The sequence below is a fragment of the Paenibacillus sp. FSL R7-0179 genome, from assembly GCF_038002265.1.
Taxonomy (GTDB): Bacteria; Bacillota; Bacilli; order Paenibacillales; family Paenibacillaceae; genus Paenibacillus_AQ.
Map to the genome: position 1 here is coordinate 1,394,360 of NZ_JBBOCC010000002.1, position 26,015 is coordinate 1,420,374.

Annotated in this window: 21 protein-coding genes and 2 tRNA genes; 14 read left to right on the plus strand and 9 right to left on the minus strand. The window is 50.9% G+C overall.

Annotated elements, in window-relative coordinates:
• The first annotated feature begins 162 nt into the window (after nucleotides 1–162).
• The 9 genes from pnpS to MKX63_RS22520 all read left to right on the plus strand — a co-directional run bounded on the left by pnpS (nucleotide 163) and on the right by MKX63_RS22520 (nucleotide 10,337).
• Nucleotides 163–1,956 carry a two-component system histidine kinase PnpS gene (gene pnpS, locus MKX63_RS22480; protein WP_341020190.1) on the plus strand — a complete coding sequence of 598 codons (1,794 nt, stop codon included), beginning with the start codon at nucleotides 163–165 and terminating at the stop codon, nucleotides 1,954–1,956.
• Nucleotides 1,957–2,075: 119 nt separating this feature from the next.
• A complete protein-coding gene (locus MKX63_RS22485; protein WP_341020192.1) occupies nucleotides 2,076–2,804 on the plus strand; it encodes a response regulator transcription factor in 729 nt (242 codons plus the stop codon).
• Nucleotides 2,805–2,960: 156 nt separating this feature from the next.
• Nucleotides 2,961–3,716, plus strand: a complete 756-nt coding sequence (gene pstB, locus MKX63_RS22490) for a phosphate ABC transporter ATP-binding protein PstB (protein ID WP_036695861.1) — start codon at nucleotides 2,961–2,963, stop codon at nucleotides 3,714–3,716.
• 79 nt (nucleotides 3,717–3,795) lie between these two features.
• Entirely contained in the window at nucleotides 3,796–4,455 is a 660-nt protein-coding gene (gene phoU, locus MKX63_RS22495; protein ID WP_036695863.1) for a phosphate signaling complex protein PhoU, read from the plus strand.
• Between the two features lie 246 nt (nucleotides 4,456–4,701).
• A complete protein-coding gene (gene polA, locus MKX63_RS22500; protein ID WP_341020193.1) occupies nucleotides 4,702–7,374 on the plus strand; it encodes a DNA polymerase I in 2,673 nt (890 codons plus the stop codon).
• Between the two features lie 51 nt (nucleotides 7,375–7,425).
• Entirely contained in the window at nucleotides 7,426–8,268 is an 843-nt protein-coding gene (gene mutM / locus MKX63_RS22505) for a DNA-formamidopyrimidine glycosylase (RefSeq protein WP_341023207.1), read from the plus strand.
• A 198-nt stretch (nucleotides 8,269–8,466) separates the two neighbouring features.
• Complete coding sequence (gene ytaF, locus MKX63_RS22510; RefSeq protein ID WP_341020194.1) at nucleotides 8,467–9,168, plus strand: sporulation membrane protein YtaF; 702 nt, start codon at nucleotides 8,467–8,469, stop codon at nucleotides 9,166–9,168.
• A 9-nt stretch (nucleotides 9,169–9,177) separates the two neighbouring features.
• A complete protein-coding gene (gene coaE, locus MKX63_RS22515; protein WP_341020196.1) occupies nucleotides 9,178–9,774 on the plus strand; it encodes a dephospho-CoA kinase in 597 nt (198 codons plus the stop codon).
• A complete protein-coding gene (locus tag MKX63_RS22520; RefSeq protein WP_341023209.1) occupies nucleotides 9,774–10,337 on the plus strand; it encodes a lytic transglycosylase domain-containing protein in 564 nt (187 codons plus the stop codon). Before coaE ends, MKX63_RS22520 begins: the two co-directional genes overlap by 1 nt.
• 107 nt (nucleotides 10,338–10,444) lie before the next feature.
• On the opposite strand, the gene MKX63_RS22525 is transcribed toward MKX63_RS22520, so the two are convergent.
• Nucleotides 10,445–10,663 carry an alpha/beta-type small acid-soluble spore protein gene (locus MKX63_RS22525; RefSeq protein ID WP_036695868.1) on the minus strand — a complete coding sequence of 73 codons (219 nt, stop codon included), beginning with the start codon at nucleotides 10,661–10,663 and terminating at the stop codon, nucleotides 10,445–10,447.
• 165 nt (nucleotides 10,664–10,828) lie between these two features.
• On the opposite strand from MKX63_RS22525, the gene nrdR reads away from it, so the two are divergent.
• A complete protein-coding gene (nrdR, locus tag MKX63_RS22530) occupies nucleotides 10,829–11,305 on the plus strand; it encodes a transcriptional regulator NrdR (protein ID WP_341020198.1) in 477 nt (158 codons plus the stop codon).
• Nucleotides 11,306–11,500: 195 nt separating this feature from the next.
• Here nrdR and MKX63_RS22535 read toward each other — a convergent pair.
• A tRNA-Lys gene (locus MKX63_RS22535) sits at nucleotides 11,501–11,573 on the minus strand.
• A 6-nt stretch (nucleotides 11,574–11,579) separates the two neighbouring features.
• Nucleotides 11,580–11,654 (minus strand) — tRNA-Ala (locus tag MKX63_RS22540).
• Nucleotides 11,655–11,775: 121 nt separating this feature from the next.
• On the opposite strand from MKX63_RS22540, the gene MKX63_RS22545 reads away from it, so the two are divergent.
• Nucleotides 11,776–13,455, plus strand: a complete 1,680-nt coding sequence (locus MKX63_RS22545; RefSeq protein ID WP_341020199.1) for a recombinase family protein — start codon at nucleotides 11,776–11,778, stop codon at nucleotides 13,453–13,455.
• A 2-nt stretch (nucleotides 13,456–13,457) separates the two neighbouring features.
• Here the strand turns inward: MKX63_RS22545 and MKX63_RS22550 are convergent, their stop codons facing one another.
• The 4 genes from MKX63_RS22550 to MKX63_RS22565 all read right to left on the minus strand — a co-directional run bounded on the left by MKX63_RS22550 (nucleotide 13,458) and on the right by MKX63_RS22565 (nucleotide 17,006).
• A complete protein-coding gene (locus tag MKX63_RS22550) occupies nucleotides 13,458–13,808 on the minus strand; it encodes a GNAT family N-acetyltransferase (protein ID WP_341020200.1) in 351 nt (116 codons plus the stop codon).
• On the minus strand, nucleotides 13,703–14,041 hold the full coding sequence (locus tag MKX63_RS22555) for a hypothetical protein (protein WP_341020202.1): 339 nt from the start codon (nucleotides 14,039–14,041) through the stop codon (nucleotides 13,703–13,705). Before MKX63_RS22555 ends, MKX63_RS22550 begins: the two co-directional genes overlap by 106 nt.
• A 13-nt stretch (nucleotides 14,042–14,054) precedes the next feature.
• Nucleotides 14,055–14,834 carry a MurR/RpiR family transcriptional regulator gene (locus MKX63_RS22560; RefSeq protein WP_341020204.1) on the minus strand — a complete coding sequence of 260 codons (780 nt, stop codon included), beginning with the start codon at nucleotides 14,832–14,834 and terminating at the stop codon, nucleotides 14,055–14,057.
• 129 nt (nucleotides 14,835–14,963) lie between these two features.
• Entirely contained in the window at nucleotides 14,964–17,006 is a 2,043-nt protein-coding gene (locus MKX63_RS22565; protein ID WP_341020205.1) for an FAD-dependent oxidoreductase, read from the minus strand.
• A 352-nt stretch (nucleotides 17,007–17,358) separates the two neighbouring features.
• On the opposite strand from MKX63_RS22565, the gene MKX63_RS22570 reads away from it, so the two are divergent.
• The 3 genes from MKX63_RS22570 (at nucleotide 17,359) to MKX63_RS22580 (ending at nucleotide 23,526) form a co-directional block, all read left to right on the plus strand.
• Nucleotides 17,359–17,994, plus strand: a complete 636-nt coding sequence (locus MKX63_RS22570; RefSeq protein WP_341020208.1) for a TetR/AcrR family transcriptional regulator — start codon at nucleotides 17,359–17,361, stop codon at nucleotides 17,992–17,994.
• A complete protein-coding gene (locus tag MKX63_RS22575) occupies nucleotides 17,991–18,434 on the plus strand; it encodes a DoxX family protein (RefSeq protein ID WP_341020210.1) in 444 nt (147 codons plus the stop codon). The genes MKX63_RS22570 and MKX63_RS22575 overlap by 4 nt, the downstream gene beginning before the upstream one ends.
• Nucleotides 18,435–18,825: 391 nt before the next feature.
• A complete protein-coding gene (locus MKX63_RS22580) occupies nucleotides 18,826–23,526 on the plus strand; it encodes an Ig-like domain-containing protein (protein WP_341020212.1) in 4,701 nt (1,566 codons plus the stop codon).
• A gap of 223 nt (nucleotides 23,527–23,749) precedes the next feature.
• Here MKX63_RS22580 and MKX63_RS22585 read toward each other — a convergent pair whose 3' ends face one another.
• Entirely contained in the window at nucleotides 23,750–25,054 is a 1,305-nt protein-coding gene (locus tag MKX63_RS22585) for a TerD family protein (RefSeq protein WP_341020214.1), read from the minus strand.
• A gap of 55 nt (nucleotides 25,055–25,109) precedes the next feature.
• Nucleotides 25,110–25,673, minus strand: coding sequence for a hypothetical protein (locus MKX63_RS22590; RefSeq protein WP_341020216.1), 564 nt, complete (start codon nucleotides 25,671–25,673; stop codon nucleotides 25,110–25,112).
• Nucleotides 25,674–26,015: the final 342 nt, after the last annotated feature.

Consider the following 26,015-nt stretch of genomic DNA (forward strand, 5'->3'; position numbering starts at 1 on the left):
CGACTTTATATCCAGTCCTCCCTGGCACTCCCTCCCAGCGCACATCCCGCTCCCCGCACATTTTACACCCCGTTGATAATCGCCGCCAGAACTGGTATTTTGCCGAAAATGAAGGTAGAGTGTTCTCAAGGACATTTACACGAGGGAAGAGGACCGCCGCAGATGAAACCATTCCGCATTCGACTTACCATCATACTTATGGCACTGATAGGAATATCAATGACCGGGGCCGGGATCACTATGGCTCAGCTGTTTAAGGATTCGCATATTTCCGTGCTTGAAGAGAACATGTCCCGGGAAATAAAGCTGCTCTCCGGCACCTTCTCATTCATGGATACCGGCAGTCCCGATGCTCTCAACTACTATACAGAACAGGCAGAGAAGATCTCCAACTTGACTGGATCGCGCGTCACCTTCATTACGAAGCAAGGCCAGGTCATCGGCGACTCGGAGAAGAATCCGCGCGAGATGGACAATCACTCAACCCGCGAGGAGGAGCTGCTGGCCGCGAAGGAAGGGATTGGCCGGGCGATCCGTTACAGCGATACGTTAGACCGTGAAATGATGTATGTGGCGGGCTCCGTGTCCTCAGACCAAGGCTTTGACGGGTATATCCGGCTGTCGATGGGGCTGGATACCGTATCCGAAGGACTGAACCGGGCGTGGATGATCATGGCAGGAGGACTGGTGCTGCTGTTCATTGCCGCGACCTTGGTGAGCTACAAGGTAGCTTCCAGTATGACCTCTCCGCTGGAGCAGATCACCAGAGTGGCGCGGCGGATTACCGATCTGGATTATGATGCCCGGGTACCGATGAAGCGCAAGGATGAGATCGGCCAGCTGGCTACAGCCATCAACGCGATGGCCGACAGTCTCCAGGCCCAGCTGAAGACCATACGCGACAACGAGGACCTGCTGCAGAGTGTACTCGACAATATGACCGGCGGCATCGTGATGATTAACGCTGAAGGGGAGATTGCCCTGCTCAACCGGGCCGCTGAACGACTGCTCGATGTGAAGCACAGCGAGATGACCGGACATTCCTACAAGGAGATTAAGCATCATTATGAGCTTACCCGGCTGATTGATGATGGAGTGTCCGCAGGTGAACCTATCCACGAGGAGCGCAGCATCTATAATCCGGTGGAGCGGATTGTGCGTCTGGACGGGGTGCCGATGATTCAGGACGGCTGCTCCCGGGGCATGCTTTTCCTGCTACAGGAGGTTACAGAGATCCGCAGGCTTGAGAAAATGCGCAGCGAATTCGTCGCCAATGTCTCCCATGAGCTGAAGACCCCTGTTGCTGCGGTAAAAGGCTTCGCCGAGACCCTCCTCGGCGGGGGCGTTACGGATGAGAAGACGGCGCGTTCGTTCCTGCAGATCATTTACGATGAGAATGAACGGCTGAACCGCCTGATCGGCGACATCCTGGAGCTGTCCAAAATCGAATCCAAACGCGTTCAGCTGGAATGCTCCCCGGTTCATCTGATCGAGTTCTTCGATTCCGTCCTGGAGACGCTTAGCAAGGTAGCGGAGAAAAAGAAGATTACGCTCAGCTCGGATGTGCCTGCGGAGCTATTCATTGAAGGCGATGAAGACAAGCTGCGCCAGATCTTCATGAATCTGCTTTCCAATGCGATCAACTATACCCAGGACGGGGGCAATGTCAGAGTGACCGCAGTGAGCATCCAGAAGAAGGATGGCACTGAGAGCGTACGTTTTACAGTCAGTGATACGGGGATGGGGATTCCGCGCAAGGATCTGCCCCGGATCTTTGAACGCTTTTACCGGGTGGACAAAGCCCGCTCCAGAAGCTCCGGCGGAACCGGACTTGGTCTATCTATCGTGAAGCATCTGGTTGAGCTGCATCGCGGATCTATTAATGTAGAGAGCGATCTGGGCATCGGCAGCTCATTTATCCTGGAATTGCCGCTGCTGCAGGAAGAGAATGAATAACCCTGCGGAGTTTAATAGAGAATAAATTTATAATTTTACACTAAGTTAACATTGTGGTGCTATGATGTGCATGTGTGCAGTTTTGTAAATTAATAACCTATGAAAAGACGGGGGAACCTATGGCACAACGATTGCTTGTCATTGAAGACGAACCGACACTGGCCCGGCTGCTGTCTTATAACCTGACACAGGAAGGCTACGAGGTGACGGTGGAGGATCATGGAACGGCAGGATATGACCGTGCGACTAGAGAACCTTTTGAATTGATCGTACTGGATCTGATGCTGCCCGGCATGAACGGCATTGACATTCTGGATAAATTGCGTGGACAAGGCATACGTACACCGGTGATCGTGCTGACGGCCAAGAATGCGGAAGAGGATGTCGTCCGCGGGCTGAAGTCCGGGGCGGATGACTATATTACGAAGCCCTTCGGCGTATCTGAGCTGCTGGCCCGGGTCAGTGCAGTGCTGCGGCGGATCTCCGGCATTGCCGAAGAAGCTCCGCCCGAGGCAGCGGTATCTGCATCGACGATTATTCTCGGACAGCTGGAGATCTACCCCGAGCGTTATGAAGTCTCCCTGGGCGGACAGAGCATCAATCTGCGGCCGAAGGAATTTGAAGTGCTGCTGTATCTGGCCCGTAAGCCGGGCGTCGTTCTGACGCGGGATGATCTGATGAATGCGGTCTGGGGCTTCGACTATATCGGAGGCCAGCGTACCGTTGATGTGCATGTCAGTTCCTTGCGCAAGAAGCTGGAGCTTGACCCTGAATCCGTGCATATCGATTCCATCCGCGGGGTGGGCTACAAACTGGTCGTCAACAAGAAGAGAACACCTGTCATCTAACATGGCGGTGTTCTTTTCACAAGATAAGCACCTTCTCCTGGCGCATATCTTACTACACAAGGATTTTACACTGCGTTAACAATTCTCTGGAGCTCTATTTACACTGAAAGCTTATCATGGGGAACGAAGATGATGAGAAGGAGACAACAGAAACTAATGAAATCCATCATTGACATAGAGAAGCTAGATCTCTACTATGAGTCATTCCATGCCCTGAAGAACGTGGATTTGCAGATTCCGGAGAAGCAGGTGACCGCTTTTATCGGACCTTCCGGCTGCGGGAAATCCACACTGTTGCGTACTCTTAACCGTATGAACGACATGATTCCCGGAACACGTATTGAAGGTAAAGTAAATATCGGCGGCAAAAACATCTACAGCGACGAGATCGAAGTGGAGAGTCTGCGTAAGCAGGTGGGGATGGTGTTCCAGCAGCCCAATCCTTTTCCCAAGTCGATCTATGATAACGTGGCTTACGGTCCGCGCCTGCACGGTGTGAAGAGCAAAGCTGAGCTGGATGTTCTTGTAGAGCAAAGCCTGCGCCAGTCCGCGCTCTGGGAGGAAGTGAAGGATTTCCTCAAGAAGTCTGCCTTAAGCCTGTCCGGCGGGCAGCAGCAGCGTCTCTGTATTGCCAGAGCCCTTGCCGTACAGCCGGATATTCTGCTGATGGATGAGGCGACGTCTGCGCTGGATCCGGTGTCCACGCTCAAGATTGAGGAGCTGGTCCAGGAGCTGCGGGATAAGTATACGATTGTAATGGTCACGCATAATATGCATCAGGCCGCCCGGGTATCGGGACGCACTGTATTTTTCCTGAACGGTGTTATTGTGGAAGCTGCGGACACGGAGCTGTTATTCTCCAACCCGAAGGATTCCCGCACAGAAGACTATATCTCCGGCCGCTTCGGCTAAGAATGCCTGATTCGCAAGTCTCAGGTTCACTCCGTTCACCCGATATGACCATATGTTTTTGAGGAGGATCACTTTCGATATGATTCGCAGAAAAGAATTCGACAAAGATCTGGAAGAACTGCGCACCCTGCTGCAGCAGATGGGCGAGCATGTAACGGATGCCCTGGATGGTGCGATACTGGCCCTGCAGACCCTTGATACGGCACGGGCACAGGAGATTGTCAAAGCGGACCTGCGGCTGAACGCCATGGAAGACCGGATTATGGAAATCGGCTCACGGCTGATCATCACCCAGCAGCCAGTGGCGAAGGACTTGCGCCGCATTATTGTAGCCTTCAAAATCTCCAGCGATCTGGAGCGTATGGGCGATCTGGCACTGGATGTAGCCAAGGTAACAATGCGTATCCAGGGACAGCAGCTGATTAAGCCGCTTGTGGATATTCCGCGTATGGCTGAGCTGGTGACGATCATGACCACCGAGGCTATTCAGTCTTATCTGGACGAGAATACGGATCTGGCCTACAAAATGGCGCAGGATGACGATCAGGTCGATGGCCTGTACAGCGCGATGATTAACGAACTGTACACGTATATGGTTCAGAAGCCGGAAACCGTGAATCAGGCGATGCTGCTCACTCTGGTTGGCCGCTATATTGAGCGGATTGCCGACCATGCAACGAATATTGGTGAGAGTGTAGTGTATCTGGTTACAGGGAAACGTCCGGATTTGAACCAATAACCGTATAATGATGGCGCATAGATGCTGCTTTGCAGAGCTCTGCGCCTTAAGCGTCAGACAGCAAGCCACCTCCCCGGGGCTTGCCTTTTTTTGTTTTAAAGCGCGCTTCACTTGGCAAACCTGTATTCCATACCATTAGCAGCAGCTAAGGAGCGGGCAGGTGTGGATCTGTGGTCTCAGGTTCTTTTTTGTACGGAGCATATGGTACTATGTAAAGAGAAAGCAAGATAAAGGCGAGGTGCTAGTGTGGACAAGCTGATACTCATTGATGGAAATAATATCATTTACCGGGCGTTCTTCGCCATGCCGCCGCTGACGAATACAGCGGGACAGCAGACGAATGCGGTATACGGTTTCACGACGATGCTGCTCCGTTTGCTGGAGGAGCATAAACCGACACATATGATTGTGGCTTTTGACGCGGGAAAGATTACTTTCCGGCATGAGGGCTATGAAGATTATAAGGGCGGACGCCAAAAGACCCCGCCGGAGCTGTCCGAGCAGTTCCCGCTGCTCAAAGAGCTGCTGAAGGGTCTGGGAGTTCCGCAGTTCGAGATTGCCGGCTACGAGGCTGACGATATTATCGGCACCATCTCCAGGGAAGCGGATGCCGCCGGCCGTCAGGTGATGATTGTGTCGGGGGATAAGGATATGCTGCAGCTGGCTTCCGAGCATACCACCATCGCACTGGTGCGCAAGGGAGTTACGGAAGTAGAGCTGTACGGACCTAAGCAGATCCGCGACAAATATGATCTCACCCCTGAGCAGATCATTGATCTGAAGGGGCTGATGGGCGATGCCAGCGACAATATTCCCGGGGTGCCGGGAGTCGGGGAGAAGACGGCGCTTAAGCTGCTCCAGCAGTTCGGATCGGTGGAAGGCGTGCTGGCCGGAACCGGTGAGCTGAAGGGGAAGATGAAGGAGAAGCTGGAAGAGCATGCAGACAGCGCCATTATGAGCAAAAAATTGGCGACGATCTACCGTGAGGTTCCGCTTGAACATACCTGGGAGGATATGGTGTTCAGCGGTATTGCTGCCGATACGGCGGGCCCTGCCCTGGCAAAGCTGGAGTTCAAGTCCCTGCTGGAGCGGCTGTCGCTCAGCGCCTATTCGCATGGGGCGGACGGCAGTCTGTCCAGCCCCGCAGCAGTGGAAGCGGCTGAGCTGACGATTACCCTCGTTGACGAAGCCGGAATAGAGCAGCTGATTCAGACACTGCCGGGCATCTCCGCCCTGCATGTGGAATCTAACGGGGAGAACCCGCACCGTGCTGAAGTGATCGGCCTCGGGCTGTCTTCGCCGGAGCAGCATTATTTTGTGCCTTTTGCCCTGCTGAAAAGTCCGGCGGCAGCACCTCTGCGGGACTGGCTCGGTGATGAGCAGGCGCCGAAGAGCGGGTATGATCTGCACCGGGCCGATCTGGCTCTGCATTGGCAGGGAATTGCTTTTGCCGGAGCCGCTAAAGATGTTCAGCTGGCCGCTTACCTGCTGGACCCGACGGAAGCGAGCCAGAATCTGAATGACCTGACCACGAAATACGGCCTGCCCCGCTTGTCGCCGGATGAGGATGTTTTCGGCAAAGGGGCCAAATATAGAATTCCTGAGCTTAAGATTCTCGGTGAGCATGTCGCCCGCAAAAGTGCTACCGTGCTTGGCATTGTGCAGAAGCAGCAGGAGGAGCTGGACAAGACGGACATGACCGGTCTGTTCCAGGACCTGGAGATGCCGCTATCACGAATTCTGGCCGATATGGAGAAGCAGGGCATTGCTGTGAATAAGGATGATCTCATTCAGCTCGGCAAGGAATTCGAAGCCCAAATCTCCCGGCTGGTCACTGAGATCTACGCCGCCTGCGGAACCGAATTCAATCTGAATTCTCCGAAGCAGCTGGGCGAGGTTCTGTTCGTGAAGCTCGGTCTGCCGGTTGTGAAGAAGACGAAGACCGGATATTCGACCGATGCCGAGGTACTGGAAAAGCTTGCGCCTTATCATGACGCCGTGCGCCTGATTCTGCAATACCGCACCCTGGCCAAGCTGCAATCTACGTATGTCGAAGGTTTAATGAAGGAAATTTCGCCGGAGACGGGCAAGGTGCATACCTTCTACCGGCAAACGATTGCTGCTACGGGCCGGCTCAGCAGCCAGTTCCCGAACCTGCAGAATATTCCAATCCGGCTCGAAGAGGGCCGCAAGCTCCGTAAGGTATTCGTGCCCTCCGAGCCGGGCTGGTCGATTCTGGCGGCGGATTACTCGCAGATCGAGCTGCGTGTGCTGGCGCATATCTCGGGCGATGAGCGGATGAAGGAAGCTTTTGTCGAGGATATGGATATTCATACCAAGACCGCGATGGACGTATTCGGCGTCCCTGCGGAGAGTGTGGACAGTAATATGCGCCGGTCCGCCAAAGCAGTTAACTTCGGAATTGTGTACGGCATCAGCGATTACGGCCTGTCGCAGAACCTGAACATTCCCCGTAAGGAGGCAGCCCGGTTCATTGAACAGTATTTCGAGGTGTTCCAAGGTGTGCGCCGTTATATGGATGATATTGTGGTCGAGGCCCGTAAGCAGGGGTATGTGACTACGCTGCTGGAACGCCGCCGTTATCTGCCGGAGATTAATGCAAAGAATTTCAATCTGCGTTCCTTCGCAGAACGTACGGCGATGAATACGCCGATTCAGGGAACAGCTGCGGACATTATCAAGCTGGCCATGGTTCATATGGACAAAGCGCTGCATGAGCGCGGCCTGAAGAGCCGGATGCTGCTCCAGGTACACGATGAACTGGTGTTCGAGGTGCCGGAGGAGGAGCTGGAGCAGATGAAGCAGCTTCTGCCCGAGGTGATGGCCGGAGCGCTGCAGCTGTCAGTTCCGCTGAAGGCAGAGGTAAGTTATGGCAGCAACTGGTACGAAGCGAAATAGGCTCCCCGCGCATGGCAGATATCCGGTATAATGGAGTGGAGGTGAGCCATGATGCCGGAATTGCCGGAAGTCGAAACAGTCAGAAGAACACTTAATGAGTTAATTACAGGCAAGCAGATAGAGCATGTCACCGTCCGGCTGCCGCGGATTATTCAGCGCCCGGATGATATTCAAGCCTTTGCCCATATGCTGGCAGGCCATAGTGTGGTTACAGTTGAACGCAGAGGCAAGTTCCTGCGTTTCGTATTTGACGGGCTGGTGATGGTCTCCCATCTGCGGATGGAGGGCCGTTACGGCGTCTACCGTGAGGGCGAGCTGCTGGACAAGCATACGCATGTTATTTTCCATTTCACAGACGGGACAGAGCTGCGTTATACGGATGTGCGCCAATTCGGGACGATGCATCTGTTCCAGCCGGGAGAGGACCTGCAGCTGAAGCCGCTGAACAAGCTGGGGCAGGAGCCGCTGGATGCCGATTTCACGCTGGAACGGTTCAAGGAGATTGTCGCGAAGCGGAGCACCAAGATCAAGCCGCTGCTGCTCAATCAGGAATATATAGTAGGTATCGGCAATATTTATGTAGATGAGTCCCTGCATCGTGCAGGAATCCACCCGGAGGAGACCGCGAAGTCCCTCACGGAGGATCAGCTGGCCAGGCTGCACCATGCTATTGTCGCAACACTGACAGAAGCGGTGAATGCCGGAGGCTCCTCAGTGAAGTCGTATGTCAACGGCCAAGGGGAGAGCGGAAGCTATCAGGATCAGCACAAGATCTATGGACGCAAGGATCAGCCGTGTGCCACCTGCGGTACGCTGATTGAGAAGAGCGTAGTCGGCGGACGGGGAACGCATTATTGTCCCACCTGCCAGCCCGTACCTGTACTGATTCTGTGACTTTTATTTAGAGTCAGCGCTGCATTTACCGCCCTTTCCCGGGCCATTACACCTGAGTTATAACCGTTCTGTATAAAGGCAGGCACTTACTGCCCGTCCCGCCCATATAATGTGTGAAGATTGCTGATTATGGCGAAACGGAGCTCCGGCTTGGATGCTTAATCCACCAGCTCCGGTTCTTCACGGGAGGGATTGCGGGTGCTGAGCCCATTGTTGTCTTTGCTGTTGCTTGCGTTTGCGCTTAGTCTGGATGGATTTGGTGTAGGCATTACATATGGACTGCGTAAAATGAAAATTCCCCTGCTCTCCATTATCATTATTTCGCTCTGTTCAGGGGTCGTCATCTATGGTTCTATGCAGGTGGGCGTGCTGTTGGCCAAGGTAGTCTCGCCGAATGCCGCTTCCAGTGTCGGAGCGGTTATTCTCGTCTTAATGGGCTGCTGGTCCCTGTTCCAGATGCTGACGCAGAAGGAGAAGGAGCAGGGAGAGACAGTGCCTGGACAGGAGACCATACTGGAGACGGCTGCTTCCGTACAAAGTGCCGAGACAGTGCTGAAGCCGGCAGTATTCTCGCTGGAGCTGCGCCATCTGGGCGTGGTGATACAGATTCTCCGGACGCCGTCTTCCGCCGATATGGATGCTTCAGGGAGTATCTCCTCCATGGAAGCCATGATTCTGGGGATCGCGTTGTCACTGGATGCCTTTGGGGCCGGCCTTGGTGCGGCACTGCTCGGATTCAGTCCGTGGTCCACCTCGCTGATGATCGCTGTATTCAGCGGAACCTTTTTGCTGATGGGAATGAAGACGGGACTGAGATTATCCGGCAGCTACTGGATGAAGCATGCGGCTGCGCTGCCCGCGATATTATTAATTGTAATGGGTATAATGAAGTTATTATGAGGTGAGTACATGATTATAGGCTTAACCGGAGGCATAGCTTCGGGAAAAAGCACCGTGTCTGCGCTGTTTGTCCGCAAGGGAGCTGCACTGGTGGATGCCGATGTCATCGCCAGAGAGGTGATGCTCCCCGGACATCCGGTGCTGGCGGCAGCGGTGGAGGCTTTTGGAGACCGCATCCTGCTGCCTGACGGTTCGCTGGACCGGGCGGGTCTTGGTGAGATTGTCTTCCGGGACCCGGAGGCGCTCAAGACACTGAATAACCTGACCCATCCGGCAATCCGCAGGGAGATCAAGGACAGAATGTATGCGCTTGAGCAGGAGAATCCGCAGCGGCTGGTCATTGTCGACATTCCGCTGCTCTACGAATCAGAGCTGGATTCCTTATTTGAGCAGATTATTGTGGTCTATGTTCCAAGGAGGGTGCAGTTAGCCCGCCTCATGGAGCGGAGCGGAATGAAGCTGGAGCAGGCTGAGGACCGGCTGAGGTCGCAGATGGATATTGAACTGAAGCGCAGGAAAGCGAATTATGTGATCGACAATAGCGGTGATCTGCAGTCTGCCGAGCTTCAGGTTGCCCGGTTGTGGGACAGGCTGGGCCTGATATGATGAAGTGGTTACGTAAAAAAAGAGTCCTGCTGCTGCTGTTCATCGGCTTCACCGCGATTCTGTTTCTAGGCTCTAACTGGATGTCATGGTTTTATCCTATTCATTATAAAGCAGAGATCCGCCAGCACAGCCGGACGTATGAGATGGACCCGTTTCTGGTGGCATCCATTATCCGCGTGGAGACCAATTATAAGACCGGCCGTGAATCCAAAAAAGGCGCGCTGGGACTCATGCAGCTGATGCCGGATACCGCCAAGTGGGCACTAGAAAAGGCCAAGCTTCCTGAGGTATCGCTGGAACGGCTGAAGGAAGAGCCCTCGTCCAACATTGAACTGGGCACCTGGTATTTGTCTACGCTCTCTAAGCAGTTTGACGGCAACCGTATAGCAGTAATAGCCGCCTACAATGCTGGACCCGGCAAGGTGCAGAGCTGGCTGGATGAAGGGCAGTGGGACGGAACAGAAGCCTCTGTGAAGGATATTCCGTTCGGTGAGACCCGTCATTACGTGCAACGCGTGATTTATTATTATGATCAATACACTGAGCTCTACAGTGAGTTCTAGGTGCTTGTTACTTCTGTTGCTCTTATGTAAAAAGAAGCATCAAACGGCCGGAGGCCGTTCGATACTTCTTAGGCAAGCTTATGTCGTGTTTAGCAGGTTATTTGTACTTATTTGTACTGACCTGCCAATTGCTGTTCAGCCAGGGTTACAAGACGTTTAGTGATGTAACCACCGATCGAACCGTTTTCGTAAGAAGTTTTATTGCCTTGGTATCCGTCTGGGGAGAGGGTGATACCTAGTTCCTGGGCAACTTCATATTTCAGTTGTTCCAAGGCACCGCGTGAGTTTGGAGCTACCAGGTTATTGGAGTTGTTATTTTGGCTCATTGCTGTTCACCTCCTATCGGTTGGTAACTGTATTATGTGCCGGACATGTCAGATTCATAACAACAAATAAACGGTGTTTTCTGGAAATTAAATGATGCCCGAATAGCCCTTGTGTATCAAGGGACCGGGCCAATCCATTCTAATGATGAGGAAGTGAAGAAGCTTATGAAATGCCCTTACTGTGACCACACCAATACCAAAGTCCTGGACTCGCGCCCGGCCAATGAGAATAAGTCCATCCGCCGCAGGCGGGAATGCGAGCTGTGCAGCCGCCGTTTCACCACCTTCGAGATGATTGAAGAGACCCCCCTGATTGTGATCAAAAAGGGCGGCAGCCGTGAAGAGTTTAGCCGTGACAAAATCCTCCGCGGCCTGATCCGTGCCTGCGAGAAGCGTCCGGTCCCTGTAGAGCGCCTGGAGGTCATCGTATCCGAGGTGGAGAAAAGCCTGCGCGGCATCGCCCTCGCTGAGATCGAGAGCCGCCAAATCGGCGAGCTGGTCATGGAGCAGCTCTACCCCGTTGACGAGGTAGCCTACGTCCGCTTCGCGTCCGTGTACCGCCAGTTCAAGGACATTAACATGTTCATGAAGGAACTGAAGGGATTGCTGTCCAAGAACACGGAGGAGCTGGAGGGGCTGTAAGCGGTTTAGGGAGGGTAAGCCCTCATTGGGGGGGGCTGGCTCTGGGGTTTACGGGACAGCCGCACAATGTACAAGGTACTTATTGGTGAATGAACCGATGAGTGCCTTTTTGTTGAATTGCTTATGAACGTATAGGATTGAGGGGCTTTAATTTGAACAAAAAAAAGACCCTGGTCAGGGTCTTTAAAAATGTGATGGACTCTCAGGGGCTCGAACCCTGGACAAATAGATTAAGAGTCTACTGCTCTACCAACTGAGCTAAGAGTCCATGGAATGGTGGAGAATAGGGGATTCGAACCCCTGACCTCTTCGCTGCCAGCGAAGCGTTCTCCCACTGAACTAATTCCCCATTCGTTTTTCTCACAAGAAATAATATATCATAAATATATTTCTCAGTCAACATTATTTACAAAAAGAATAATAAGGATTAAAATATGGTAGTATATATGACTGATGGGAGGTCTTTCGATATGGGGGATAAGAGGCGGGTCGCAGCATTTTACAGAGTATCAACAAAGGGGCAGCTTGAAGGAAATGATATTCCTATGCAACGTAGGGCTTGTCAAGAGTTTATTAATAGTAAGGGTTGGATGTTGGTAAAAGAGTATACGGAGAAAGGCGTTTCTGGATATAAGACAGCGAATGAGGACAGAGATGAAATTCAACGTGCTAGATATGATGCAGAAAATAGTCACTTTGATGTATTGCTTTGTTTCATGTTCGACAGATTAGGAAGAAGGACATATGAAACTCCTCTGTTATTAAAATGGTTCAACTCAATGGGAATTGAAGTCTGGTCAGTAAAAGAAGGTCAACAAGAATTTACAGACGAAGGGCATGACATAACAAACTTCCTTAGATTCTGGCAATCGAATAACGAATCTCAAAAAACTTCGATGCGCGTTGATGAAAAACATACACAAATGGCCGAAGATGGTGCATTTAGAGGTGGCACTGCCCCATTCGGATACCGGTTAACACCTTCAGGAATTAAAAATAAGAAAGGCAAAGAGCTGATGAAGCTGGAAATAAATGAAGAACAAGCTACCATCGTCAAACAGATGTTCAATATGGTGATAAAAGAGGGTTTTGGAAGTAATCGAATTGCTAAGTTTCTTAATGAAAATACAATCCCCACTTCTACCGGAGGTAAATGGAACACTGCTGCTGTGAACTTTATTCTTAGAAATCCTGTGTATAAAGGGTATCCGGCCTATGGAAAAAGAAAATCGGTTGAAGGGATTTTTGAGACTAAAGGTAAAGCAGAATGGACGATGCCCGAAAAACAACAACTTCAATTAGTAATTATCGATAAAGAAGATTTTGATAATATTCAATTGCTAAGAAGTTCTAGGTCGAAAGAACAAGTTAAAGACCATAATCGGGAACGAGTTAACACCTCGGTAGGCCCGCTTCTATTGGTCGGGTTTATAAAATGTGGTTATTGTGGCTCCCCTTTGACTACAACATATAATGCCAAAAAATACACTCTTGCTGATGGTACGATTAGAATGTGGAAACGGGCGGTTTATCGATGTTCTGGCAAAGCGTTAAGGAAGGTTGATTGCAAGGGGCAGACTATTTATGCACAAAATAAAATTGAAGATACTGTTGCTGATGTTGTTAATCAATATCTCGCATCTTTGAAAAAGATAGACTACATAGAATTTTCCAGAGGTTATGATCTAGAGGAGTATAAGGATATTAAAGAATTCCTTGATAAAAAAAATCAAGAGTTGGCAAGCGAATATGTTGAATTGAACTTACTTAAAAAGGAAGTGACAAAAAGTATTTTGGGAAAGAGTGCCTTCAAGCCAGAACTATTAAATGAAATGATTGAGGATAAAGAAAAGGAATTGCAAAAACTTGATCAGGAAGTCAGATCACTTGAGGAGCAACTTCAGACGAAAAAACTAGAATTAAGTGAAATTAAAGAATTGGCCAAAAATATTAGTGGGTGGATTTTAAAATATAATGAAGCTAGCCATGACAACAAAAAAGTTATGTTGAGATGGATCATTGAAAGGATAACTGTATTCAAAGATCAAATTGAAATCGAATTTAGGCCGGATATTATAAAGTTCTTATCGAGTGCCGGGAACGGTAATATAACTGAACTGAGGAAAAGAACGCATCGCTGGCATGCGTGAGGCTAGCGTTCTAATTTTTCATAAGACATAACTATGGTTTGAAAATAGGGCTTAAATCCAAGCTTTGTATAAAGCGCATTGGCTTCGTGGCTTGCTCTCAGGGTTGCTGTCCGCACACCCTTGTTATGTAAATCATGCAGGGTTGTGATGCACAGAGCGCTTGCAGCGCCTTGATTTCGATACGGCTGCAGGGTAGATACAAACTCAATGGATGCCTGATTGCCGGTCTGCATGGCAGCCGAGGTAGCTATGGGAACACCATCCAGGTAAGCAAGATAAAAAGATAGCTCGCTGCGTGAAAGCCAAAATTCGTAATATGGTTTGCAGGCTTGGAGCTTGGCGGGATAAACCATATTTTTGGAAGTGCTCCTGTTTTCAAGTCAGGCAGCAGATTGTCAATATGCTCGCTTGCTGTATCCTCCTCAAGAGATACTTTAAAAACTAGTGAGGGGCCGTCGAAGCCGGGCAAAGGAGAAATCCATTCCACTTCCCCCTGATGATATTGCATATGTTTTGCCAACGCCAAGGTATGCAGATATTTCTCCATTCCCTGAGTGATGCAATTCACATAATAATCGTGATTCATAAATGGCCTCCCTCTATCGCTTCCCTAAGAGCAGCTTGTTCCGTAAGCGAAGCCCAATGTAGTTAAGCAGCACCTGCATCAGCAGGCTGTCTACTTGGGTGCCGGTGCCTTCGTATTGCAGCGACAGGTCAACAATGTTCTCTATACCTTGTAGCCTTACGTGAGCTATGCAGGCAGTCCGGGCACCTTTTTCCTTAGCCCTCTTCAACTGCTGCACCTGATGAAGATTATACTGCGGCATATAGATCAAGCTGATGACGGCCGACTTTTCGTTCACACCGTCAACGGCATTGACTTGATAGTTGGGGTCGATAAACGCTTTGGTTTTTTTGCCCAGGAGCACCAGCTCCACCTGAAGCCGCCAGATCTCGGAATGCAAGGGAATACCGATGAAAACGATCTCGTCACTGGATTCGATCATGGACAGCAGCGAAGTGATCGCCTGTCCATCCAGTTGGCTGGTGGTTGCCTTAATCTTCTCGGCCAGCAGCTCACCATAGGCTACCGGATCTATGTCCTCTTCCTTCAATGCAGGATAGTATTTGCCGTCATATTGATATTGCAGAGGCGTCTGCTCATAGATCATCCGGAAGCTTGAGAAGTTGTCATAATACATCTGCCGCATGAAGCGGCTGACCGTAGAGACTGAAATATGGTTGGACTCAGCGAATTCCTGTATACTTGAAGTCTGAAGCTGGTTATAGTTCTCCAGCATAGTTTTGGCAACATCAAAGTAAATATCATCCTGATCATAGGTGTTATAGCACTCCAGCAGCGCGAGAATATCTAACATGACGTACAGACTCCCTTTATAGTTTTACTTCATTATAATCGGATTCGGGTGGAGAAGATTCAGCACAAAATCGCCCATACCGGGTAAAGGTAGGGCGATTTTTTAACAATTGTGCAATTCGTTGTCTAATTACTTATGCGAGTACCCGGCAGCATGGATACCGGCCAGCCGGCCGGAGGTATAGGCAAAGCCAAGTGTACCGCCTTCAAAATCAACATAGGCCTGTCCGTACATCCCGCCTGCATCAGCGCCGGCAACGTAAAGTCCAGGAATGGCCCGGCCGTCCGAATCAGTGGCTTCGATCTTCTCATTGATGCGTACGCCGCCCAGCGTTCCGAGGTTACGTCCGACATACTTAATGGCATAATAAGGACCTTGCTTGAGCGGAACCAGCCGCTTCGTGTCGGAGAAGAACATAGGGTCATTGCCCTGGGCGATAGCAGTATTATACTGGTTGGCGGACGCAAGGAACGTATCCTTGTCCACGCCGATCTCCTGAGCCAGTGCCTCCAGTGAATCTGCTTTGTGGACAACACCGGTACCTTTCATTGAATCCAGCAGCGGAGTGTAGTCCGTAGGCTTATTCTCATCTGCAAGTATAACATCTGTATCATTCGGTTCATTGAATTCCATGTAGAATTGCCGGTTGCCCTTCCATTTGGAGAAATGCGGCTCGATGGCAGCCAGGCCCTTCTTCTTGATGGTGTTCAGCATGGCGGAGTCCAGAATCAGGAATTCCGTCTCTTTGGGCTGCATGTGAATCTCAGCGCCGTGCACAGCGAAGAGGGTAACCTTAGTCTCATCGGAAAAGCGCTGGCCCAGCGTATTCACTCTCAGGTTCGGGTACTCACTGAACTTGGTCAGGCTGTACCAATCCTTGTTGATCGGGGCCAGCTTAGCGATCTCTTCAGGCGTAAATATTTGCGCAAAATACTGGGTCGAGGTCATTCCGTATGGATCAGCACCAGCCTTCCAGGCCATTTGGATGCCGTCACCTGTATTTGTAGCAATCTGTCCCGGAGTGAACTTCTTGCCGAAATACTTCTCCATCATCTCGCTGTTGCCGCCGAAGCCGCCTGTTGCAATGACGACAGCCTTGGCGTTCACTTTGAGCTTGGAGCCATCCTCTTTCTTAGCCAGCACGCCGGTTACTGCACCGTCAGAGTCTGTCAGCAGCTCAGTCACCGGAGTACTGAAGCGAACCTGTCCTGATTTGGCTTCAAAAGACTTGATCAGCTTGGTAATCGCAACTGTGCCGCCTTCCTGGTATCCGTGCAGCGTGGCAGGCATTCCGATATGCTCAAAGGCAAAGCCGGTGCCGGCATCCACCAGGGTCATTTTGGCGCCATTTGCATTCAGCCAGTCAACTGTCTTACCGGCTTCATCAATAATGGTGCGGACCAGCAGTGAGTTCATGTATCCATCTGAGGCCGCCATGTATTGGTCATAGAGCCATTGCTTGCTGACTGTGGCCTTCTTGTCCTTCTGCTGCTGGGAATCGGCGGCGAACATGCCTCCGGCCATAGTGCCGGCTCCCATAGGTGTAGCTGTCTTCTCCAGCAGTACGACGCTGGCCCCGCTGTCTTCGGCGGCAAGCGCCGCAGCTGTACCGGCCGCACCGGCACCTACCACGGCTATATCCACCGTGATCTCCTCTACTTCCTTATTCTCGGCAGTGGCCTTGGCCTGCTTCAGGACGGCTAGATCCCCGCCTGCCTGCTTGGCGCAATCTTCCACCGCGTCCAGAATACCCTTAGTGGTCATAGAAGCGCCGGAGACGGCATCGATTGCGAGGCTTTGCTCACTGATGATTTTTTCAGGAACAATCTTTAGCGGCCCTTGGGCAATGCCTTCCGTTTCATTCTGGCTTAACACCTTGATGCTTTTGATCGCGGTCTCGGTGAATTCTGTTTCCACTTCGATCGGACCGTTTTTTCCGTTCCCCTTGGCCGTGTATTTCCCCGGCTTGAAGGAGAGTGCTGCGCCCGGTGCAGAAGGGCTTGCCTTTGCCAGTTGACTTGTCGCTGCCGCCGCCGCCGCTTGCTTCTCAACGTTCTGCGAAGTTACTTCTGTCCCCTTGTTCGCTGAGCTGCTACAGCCCGCAAGTGAGATTACCAGTATCGCGATAATAGCCAGCAGAACTCCTTTGTACCCCCAGTGTTTCTTTTGCATAATGCAGTTGCCTCCCCAACATTCTTTGAGATGTATATCCTCTATTTGAAGGTAACATGTAACACATTTCACATGGAGGTCTGGATCAGACCGCTCTACTTCTGATTTAGAAGAGGAAGGGCGATACGGCACGCAACATTTACCGAATGTGAGCTGTTCAACGGCCGTAACACTGAACCTGTAGGATTGCGATCTTGCGGCAGTTACTTAAAGCAGAATTCCGTTGCAGTCCGAAATCTCCCGGATTTTGATATACCAATTTACAAACCGATGGTCGGTATGTATAATCAGCAGTAATCATATTTTAAATTAACTCAATCTTAACTATGCCGGACAAAAGAGGAGAATAGCGATGAAGAACGCAGACCGCCGCAAGCAGACAATCCGGCAGCTGTTGGAGGCTACCAAGGAGCTGCTGTGGGACAAAAGCTGTCACGCCATTACTTTGAAGGACATCATGGAGCGGTCGCAATTGTCGAAGGGGGCTATTTTTCATTATGTGAAAAGCAAGGATGAGATTTTTGCCTGGGTGCTGGAGGAGCGGCTTGATGCTGTGAATGATCGTTTCGAGGAGGAAGTGGCAGGCAGTCTGGACAAAGCCTTCGAGGGGCCGATGCTGGCGATTGCAAGAAGTCTGGCCGGACTGGAGGACAGCCATGAGGCGACGAATAAGGTGCTTCTATACCTGCTGGGCAAGGAGAATGAGCCGGCGGTAGCGGAGGTGCTTAAGCAATTTCATGAGCGGTCGGTATCCGTATCCAGACAATGGATTAGTACGGGACAGAAATATGGAGTAATCAAAGAAACAGTGAATCCTGATGAGACGGCGGAGCTGTTCGTTCTGTTGTCACTGGGTCTGCGGGTGCGGGCGTCCATGCGTCCCTCTGACGAGTCCCTTTCTGCAAGAGAGGTATCTGAGTTCATGGCTGGTATTCTGAAGAATGAAGATGAAGCATTATCAAGTGATAGAAGGGGAGAGTTTAAATGATTCCTTTTTATGCGCTCATCGCATCCTTTTTGCTGTTCCGGGGAATGGGTCTGCTGGGCCTCCAGTATTGGAATGACTGGCAAACCGCCCTTCAATGGGCCGTAGCTGTGATGCTGCTGCTCGGAGCTTCGGCTCACTGGGGACGGCGGCGGCCGGATCTGGTCAGAATGGTGCCGCCTGTTTTCCCGGGGAAGGAATGGATTGTGACGGTTACCGGAATGCTGGAGATTACCGGGGCTATTGGATTATTGCTGCCCGCTGTTTCCTTGGCGGCCGCAGTGTGTCTGGTTGTGCTGCTGACCGCCATGCTCCCCGCCAATATCTATGCTGCCCGCAATCACCTGACGATTGGCGGCAAGCCGGTCCCGAAATTGCCGGTACGTCTAGCGATTCAGCTTGTTTTTATAGCGGCGGTACTGCTGGCTTCTCCGTTGATCTAACTACTTTAAGCCGTACAATCAAGCTCACAGGTAACACTCCCTTTGTTCATAGGATAGCCATAGAGACTGATAATAAAAATAGCACCTATGAGTGAAAGCTCAAAGTGCTATTTTTTGCTATTTTTTTTTAGAAAAATCAGGACTTTTTCATTTTTTTTAGAGCCATACCCCAATTAGGTCCTCGTGAATCGGTTTTTGTCGAGAATTGTTAAGAGTTTGTTTAGAGCGGTCTGCTAGAATGGAGCCCAGATATGAAATTTCTAAGGGGGCAGATGCTACACTCCAGCAGAATTTGCAATATAGCGCACAGGATGAATGAACAAGGGGGAGCGATACATTGTTTAAGGGTAAGGGATTGAAAAAAGTTTTCTCGTTGCTACTCACGATCAGTTTGGTTTGGACCGGGGCCTTTCCGGTATATGCGGGTTCAACAGATAATGGTGCGGCAAGCTGGTCATCTCTCGATACGGCGCCAGGGGGAATTACATTAAATGCAGTAGCAATAGGCACCGGTACAGTAATGGTGGGCAATGGAGGGGAGATTGGTGCGTTAAGCAGCTCCATGACCTGGACAGACCGCGAATCAGGTGTGACCAAGAATTTGAATGATGTTATTCATACGGGTACAGATGGTGAATATGTTGCAGTCGGTGCCAATGGGATAGTCCTAACGTCAACAAATGGCGTGTCCTGGGCACCCTCCGATGGATACTACAGTATGAACTGGAATGGAGTCAGTTACGGTGATAAAAAACTAGTTCTAGTCGGCGAATCAGGATCTATCATGATGAAAAATGACAACGACAACGACCCTGATTGGAATATAGTATACTCAGACACTAATGCGAATCTGAACGCTGTGGCTTACGGCAACGGTACGTTTGTAGCTGTGGGTGATAACGGTACAGTGGTAATGTCCAAAGATGGATCTGATTGGACTAAGGTAACACGCAAAACAACCGAAAATTTAAAGGGCATCAGCTTCGGCGGTGGCATGTTCATGGCTGTCGGGGCGTCCGGAACCATCATTATCTCTCCGGATAGTAAGAGAGGCGTTGAGCAGGCCCTGGATTCTAAAGTGAATCTGAACGGAGTGGCTTACGGGAACGGGGTATTTATGGCCGCTGGAGACGGCGGTAAGGTTTTCTCTACTAGTGATATGGGGCAGAAGTGGAAGCCTGAAAATACAGGTACGACAGCAACCCTTAATGGAATCGCATTTAATGAGAGCCATAACCGCTTTATCGCTGTGGGTGTAACTGGTGTGATCATTGAGTCCAATGCCGTTCCAAACATTCCGCGGGTGCTCAGTCTGACTCCGGCAAATGATGATACCGATGTGGAGATTAATGCCAATCTGGTCCTGACCTTCAATCAGCCGGTGGATGAAGCAACTGGAAATATCCGGATTTTCAAGGCTGCGGATCTGTCTGCTCCGGTTGAAATCATCCCGGCGAAGGACAGCAGGGTATCAGTAGATCCTGTTAATAATACCGTAATAATTAATCCGGGCGAGGATTTTGTTGAAAGCACTAAATATTCCGTAACAATTGACGAGAATGCCTTCATCAATAAGAGCGAATATGGAAATTCCGCGATTGCAGCGGGTGAATGGAGCTTCACGACAGTAGCTGGAGCAGCAGATACCACAGCTCCGGCTGTAGACAGTTTGACTCCGGAGCGTTGGGGGACATCAGTAGCCACTGACACCAATCTTACGATTACGTTCACTGAGGATGTAATGAAGGAGAGCGGCAACATTCTGATTTACAACAGCACGGAACGCGATATACCGGAACAGATTATTCCTGTTAATTCGGATAATGTAAGGGTGAATGGCAGTGTTGTTACTATTGAACTGTTGTTCTCTTTGAAACACAGTACTAGTTATTATGTTGAAATCGGAGACGTAGCATTCAAAGATGCAGCGGATAACTATTTCTCCGGCATCATAGACAGTAACACCTGGTGGTTTACAACAAACGATGCGCCAGATACTACACCGCCGTTAGCAAGCGGCTTTACTCCTGAGAATGGGGCAAAGAATGTAGAGATTGGCACCAACCTGAGCTTTATTTTCAACGAGGATGTACAGAGATCGGAAGGCAGCATTAAAATATATAACAGCACGAACAGCAGTGTTCCGCCGGTGACGATTCCTGCCGAATCTATTCAAGTCATCATTGACGCTAATGTAGTAACGATCAATCTGGAGGCTGACCTCGATTACAGTACAACCTACTATGTACAGATTGAGAACAATGCATTTGCGGATATGGCGGGCAACAGCTATGCGGGTATCACTAACGATACAACCTGGCGGTTTACTACTACCAGCGAGCCCGATAAGACTGCGCCAATTGTATACACATACTCACCTGCGAACGGTGCAGCAGATGTAGCGGTTGGAACTGATCTGGAGCTTACTTTCAGCGAGAATGTAAGGGCAGGGGAAGGCAGCATTAAGATCTACAGCCCTGACTCCGACAAAGCGGTAGCTACTATTGCTGCCAGTAAGGCAATCATTCTGAACAACAAAGCAACAATCCACCTGGCTCAACATCTGGAGTATGGTACAAGCTACTATGTGAGAATTACAGGAGATGCCTTCGCAGATCTATCCGGCAACTTCTACTCCGGAATTGCGGACAGTACAACCTGGCAGTTCACCACCCCGGCTGCGCCAGATACAACTGCACCTGTGTTGAACACGTACACACCTGCGAATGGTGCAACAGGTGTAGCTATTGGAGCTAATCTGGAGCTTACCTTCAGTGAGAATGTAAAGGCTGGTGAAGGCAATATCGTCATTTACAATAGTGCGAATCATGCACCGGTAGCGACGATTCCTGCAGCTTCCGGGAATGTAACTATTCATAGCAATGCAGTGACGATTAATCCTACGGATGATCTGAAGTATGGTGTGAGTTACTATGTACAGATTGGAGCCGGGGCATTTACTGATCTCGCAGGCAACGGCTATGCCGGTAATGCAGAGAGTACAGTCTGGCAGTTCACAACCACAGATGCACCGGATCGGATCTCGCCAACGGTGATCACATATTCACCGGAGCCATGGGCCACCGAAGTGGCAGTGAACACGAATCTGGTCCTTAGCTTCAGCGAAAATGTACGGGCAGCAGCGGGTACTATTGAGATTTTCCGCAGCACCGATGATAGTCATCCGGTAGCGGCGATTCCTGCTCTTTCGGACAGGGTAACGATCCTGAACAATGTCGTAACCATCAATCCGGCGGATAACCTGGAGCATGGGACGAGTTACTTTGTACGGGTTACAGAGGGAGCATTTACAGATCACGCGGGCAATGGCTATGCCGGGATTGCAGGCATTAACGCCTGGCGGTTTGTGACTACCAGTGCACCGGATACAGCAGCACCTGTAGTAACCTCTTACAGTCCGGCAGGCAGTGCAACGCATGTACCTGTATCTGCTATACTCTCACTGACTTTTAACGAGAATGTGCTTGCTGGAAAAGGGAATATTGAGCTTGTAAATGCAGCAGATCATGAGATTGTAACGACAATCGAAGCGGGCAATCGGGAGCTTGTCACTATTACAAACGATATCGTTAGCATCAATACTAGCAGTTTATTGAAGCAGGGCGGCAGCTATTATGTGCTGATCGAGCCGGGTGCTTTTACAGATGAATCAGGTAACAGCTATGCAGGACTTGCGGATAGTAAGGTATGGAGCTTCTCGACAGTTCCTGTTCCGGTCACACCAACTGATTCTCCTACACCGGCACCGGGCGGCGGTTCAGGCTCAGGAGGGGGAGCCCCGGCTCCGGTACCGACACCAATCCCGCAGACTGAAAGCATCAATGCGAATGTTGAAAACGGTGCTGCTCAAGGCTCTATGGTCTCCTCCGTTGTCATTACCCGCACCAAGGATTCAAACGGTGTGAAAAGTGACACTCTTACGTTCACATTGGATCAGGCCATCCGGGCAGTTAATGAGCTTAAGGCCGCAGGGTCCAATATTGCCAAAATCATCGTGCCTGATAAGAATGACGAGGTGGCTGGAACCAGATTGACTATTCCGGCAACCTCCAGCAAGCAATTTGCTGATAATCAGATTATGCTGGATCTATTTACAGTGAATGCTGAGGTGAAGGTGCCGGGCAGCTCAATGGCTGGATTCGGTACAGATATTTACTTCAACCTCGTTCCACTGAAGACATCACAGCAGAGCGCAGAGGTTGAAGCTCTTGCAAAAGCACAGGTACAGAGTGTATCCCGCGGTGCGGCAGTTACGTTAGTAAGCCGTCCTGTAACAATTGAGACCAATCTGCAGAGCCGTCCGGTTACGCTGGTATTACCGCTTAATAACACTTCGTTAACGGCGGAGCAACTGAAGGCACTTGCGGTCTTCATTGAACATAGCGACGGCACCAAAGAATTGGTCAAGGGAGAGATCGTACCTTTTGGCCAGACCGGAAAGTCAGGCATTCAATTTAGCATCAGCAAATTTAGTACCTTTACCGTTGTACTTGCACAAGATCCTGCGGTACAGGTGAAGGCGTATATGACGGGTTATGCCGATGGCACCTTCAAGCCAGGGAACAGCATTACCCGGGCAGAAGCGGCCAGCATCATTGCCCGCACCTTCAGCCAGTCCAATGTTACTGCTGGCGTAGCGTATTCCGATGTTCCTGCCGGACACTGGGCGGCAGAAGCAATCGGTCAAGTGACGCGAAGCGGCATCATGAAGGGTTACAGCGGAGGCAGCTTCAAGCCTAACCAGACAATTACAAGAGCCGAAATGGCGACCATTTTGTCCCGCTTGATTATAAGCGCACAAGACCATGCGGCCGGCTTCAGTGATATTTCCGGACATTGGGCTCAGGCAGCCATTGAACGGATGTCTCAGGCTGGCATCATCACCGGTTACGAAGACGGCACGTTCCGTCCGGACCAGACGTTAACGCGTGCAGAAGCTGTAACTATCGTCAACCGTGCCCTTGATATCGCTCCGCTGACCAGCGCAGTTCAGAAATGGACAGATGTCCCGGTGGGCTACTGGGCATTCGGCAGCATTCAGGCAGCTTCTGTAGATCATACGGCAGAATAAAATAATTACAGCACAAACAGCCCTTCCATCCGTCTTAGACGGGGAAGGGCTGTTTTGTGCTGGGGGCTAAATGCCTTATGCTGCACTGCCATGAGGGCACGTGGGCTCAATGTATACGAAAAACCGACCACATTGGTCCGGCAGAGGGTGGCTCAGCGCTATCGGCGGTATCACCGCCCGCCAGGGGACGTTTTTCCTATTCATGCTGGCCGCTACTTGATGCCTACTTACTCCCGGCCTCCCACCGCAGATTCCAGTGGTAACGCTGGTCCAGCTCCTCATGACCGCTGAAATACTCCACAAGCCGTTCCACGCTGAAGCTCCCATCCGGTTGGCTGTGAAGCATGGCGATGGCGCACATTCCCTTATCGTTGTTGTGCTCATCCAGCTGGACCTTGATCTCAGGCCCGCACTGCTGGCTTATGGTTACAACGGCGCCGGCTTGTGACCAGTTTGCCACGCCCTCATAGATGAGGGCAAAGATAACAATCCGCTTGATCTCGGAGAGATAGCGGCTGTTAATCCGCAGATTCTCGCCCGTGGCAATCGAGCCGGTGCGGTCATCTCCGTCCAGGAGGATGTGAGGCGGCCGGTTCAGGCTGCCGAAGGATTCACCGAGCGCCTGGACCGCGCCTTTGAGGCCATTGCTCAGCTCAAACAGACAGCCCAGATCGAGATCTATCCCTTTTCTGCCGAACCAGCTGGAGGATTCGGTCTGAACCCAGTTGAGATTGATGACGATCTCCTCCGCAGCTCCCGGCCCGCTCTGAAGCCGGACCGTCTCTCCCCGGTTCTTCAGCAGCCGTTCTCCAGAATTCTCTGGAGAACCGGGCGGCGAAGCCGGAGGCAACAGGTCCGCTGGCCTCTGCTTAGGGCGTGGCCGCAGCTCCGGCAGAACAAAAGGAGATTTCCGGGGCGGAGCCTCCGGTCTCGCTGTCTGAACCAATGCCTGAGCCGTATCCGCCGGTATCCCGTAGCTATGGCACAGGGCGGGCAGGCCGCCGGCATAACCAGAGCCGACCGCACTGAATTTCCATTCGCTCCGATACCGGTAGAGCTCCCCGGCAACGATGGCAGTTTCCACCGAATAACCGTTGCCCAGCGGATAACGCAGCAGCTCCGTTCCGTCCGCAGCGCTCATAATCCGCAGATAGGCACCGTCCAAGGAAGAGAAGCTCTGCTGCCGCTTCACAGCTTCATGGATCGTCAGCACAAACGCAATGCGCTCATATTCCGCAGGAATCTGGTCGAGCCGGACAGCGATTTGTGCTTGGTCAGCCGTGCCTGTGCTGATCCGTTGCTCAGGGGATAATAGAGCTACAGACTGATCACCGGCAGCGGGATGCCCATAGAATATGAGATCCGCCGCAGAGGAGACCCGCTGTGCCTCTGTAAGCAGAACAGCAGAGCTATCAATCTCAATCCCGGCTCCCGCAGCCTGCCAGCCCAGGCCGATGATGAGCTGCGTGAGGCGGGGGTTGTCTTTGGTTATGCTGTATTTTTGCCCCTTGATAAGCTCAAGTGTCATTGAGAACCAACCTTTCCTATGTGTAGTTCAAGCTTGTATAAGTGCACTGGCAGGCTTAGAATCTTCCCCGGCTCCCGGCGTCCAGATTCGGACCGTTCAGGCTGGACAGCCGTTCCAGCGCCTGCTCGTAGATCCGCACAATATCCTGTATCTTCTGGAATTCGGGGTCCGAGGGACCCAGGTTATCCATGAACATGCGCTGTAGAATCTCTTTGTAAAAGGAGATACGGCTCCCCACCAACTGGCATTCGTAGTCAATGACCTCTTCAATCGAGTGCTGCTGAACGAAGTCCATCAGATCGTCAGCAGGGTTACCGCGCGGCTCCCGCTCATTGCGTGCAGCTACCGGCGCATTAATATTATCCAGATTGACGGTAGAGCGTATATCGGTGAACAGGATACCTTCTTTTGCCAGCATGACCTGAAAAGGCTTGTGCTTGAACAGCTCCTGTGCAACCAGCGTACACATCGCCGGATTCCGCAGCAGCATCCCGTCAAATGGATGAAGCACCCACCCGCTGTCATCCCGGTACAGGCTGAACGTGAAGTACTCACCGCCGTACTCATATTTCAGGTTAATCGAACTCTCTGAGGTAAGCTCATATTGAAATGCATCCATTCCGGGTTACGCCTCCTGTATCTACTATGAATTTCTATTAGCATAGCAGAATATAGCGAATATTGGGAGAGATGGGCTTCACCCGCATACCTTCTTTTGAAGAAGAAAAGATTAGTTTGAAATTTGAGGATATTCAGCGATTAAGCAATGTGCGGATTCGACAAATTGTGCTGTTATCTTCTTGAATTTATTATAAAGGGGGGGATTTATATTAAAAAAGCTATTGATTATTGCATTATGTTTCTCATTTCTGTGGGTATCTGATCTGAACCCATTCGCTCAGCTGTAAAAGCTAAAAAGCAGCGATTCTCCTGATTAGTGGAGGATCGCTGCTTTTCGTTG

Coding starts and splice junctions, on each gene's coding strand:
- pnpS (WP_341020190.1), top strand. CDS start 163: ATGAAACCATTCCGCATTCGACTTACCATCATACTTATGGCACTGATA.
- MKX63_RS22485 (WP_341020192.1), top strand. CDS start 2,076: ATGGCACAACGATTGCTTGTCATTGAAGACGAACCGACACTGGCCCGG.
- pstB (WP_036695861.1), top strand. CDS start 2,961: ATGAAATCCATCATTGACATAGAGAAGCTAGATCTCTACTATGAGTCA.
- phoU (WP_036695863.1), top strand. CDS start 3,796: ATGATTCGCAGAAAAGAATTCGACAAAGATCTGGAAGAACTGCGCACC.
- mutM (WP_341023207.1), top strand. CDS start 7,426: ATGCCGGAATTGCCGGAAGTCGAAACAGTCAGAAGAACACTTAATGAG.
- coaE (WP_341020196.1), top strand. CDS start 9,178: ATGATTATAGGCTTAACCGGAGGCATAGCTTCGGGAAAAAGCACCGTG.
- MKX63_RS22520 (WP_341023209.1), top strand. CDS start 9,774: ATGAAGTGGTTACGTAAAAAAAGAGTCCTGCTGCTGCTGTTCATCGGC.
- MKX63_RS22525 (WP_036695868.1), bottom strand. CDS start 10,663: ATGAGCCAAAATAACAACTCCAATAACCTGGTAGCTCCAAACTCACGC.
- nrdR (WP_341020198.1), top strand. CDS start 10,829: ATGAAATGCCCTTACTGTGACCACACCAATACCAAAGTCCTGGACTCG.
- MKX63_RS22545 (WP_341020199.1), top strand. CDS start 11,776: ATGGGGGATAAGAGGCGGGTCGCAGCATTTTACAGAGTATCAACAAAG.
- MKX63_RS22550 (WP_341020200.1), bottom strand. CDS start 13,808: ATGGTTTATCCCGCCAAGCTCCAAGCCTGCAAACCATATTACGAATTT.
- MKX63_RS22555 (WP_341020202.1), bottom strand. CDS start 14,041: ATGAATCACGATTATTATGTGAATTGCATCACTCAGGGAATGGAGAAA.
- MKX63_RS22560 (WP_341020204.1), bottom strand. CDS start 14,834: ATGTTAGATATTCTCGCGCTGCTGGAGTGCTATAACACCTATGATCAG.
- MKX63_RS22565 (WP_341020205.1), bottom strand. CDS start 17,006: ATGCAAAAGAAACACTGGGGGTACAAAGGAGTTCTGCTGGCTATTATC.
- MKX63_RS22570 (WP_341020208.1), top strand. CDS start 17,359: ATGAAGAACGCAGACCGCCGCAAGCAGACAATCCGGCAGCTGTTGGAG.
- MKX63_RS22575 (WP_341020210.1), top strand. CDS start 17,991: ATGATTCCTTTTTATGCGCTCATCGCATCCTTTTTGCTGTTCCGGGGA.
- MKX63_RS22585 (WP_341020214.1), bottom strand. CDS start 25,054: ATGACACTTGAGCTTATCAAGGGGCAAAAATACAGCATAACCAAAGAC.
- MKX63_RS22590 (WP_341020216.1), bottom strand. CDS start 25,673: ATGGATGCATTTCAATATGAGCTTACCTCAGAGAGTTCGATTAACCTG.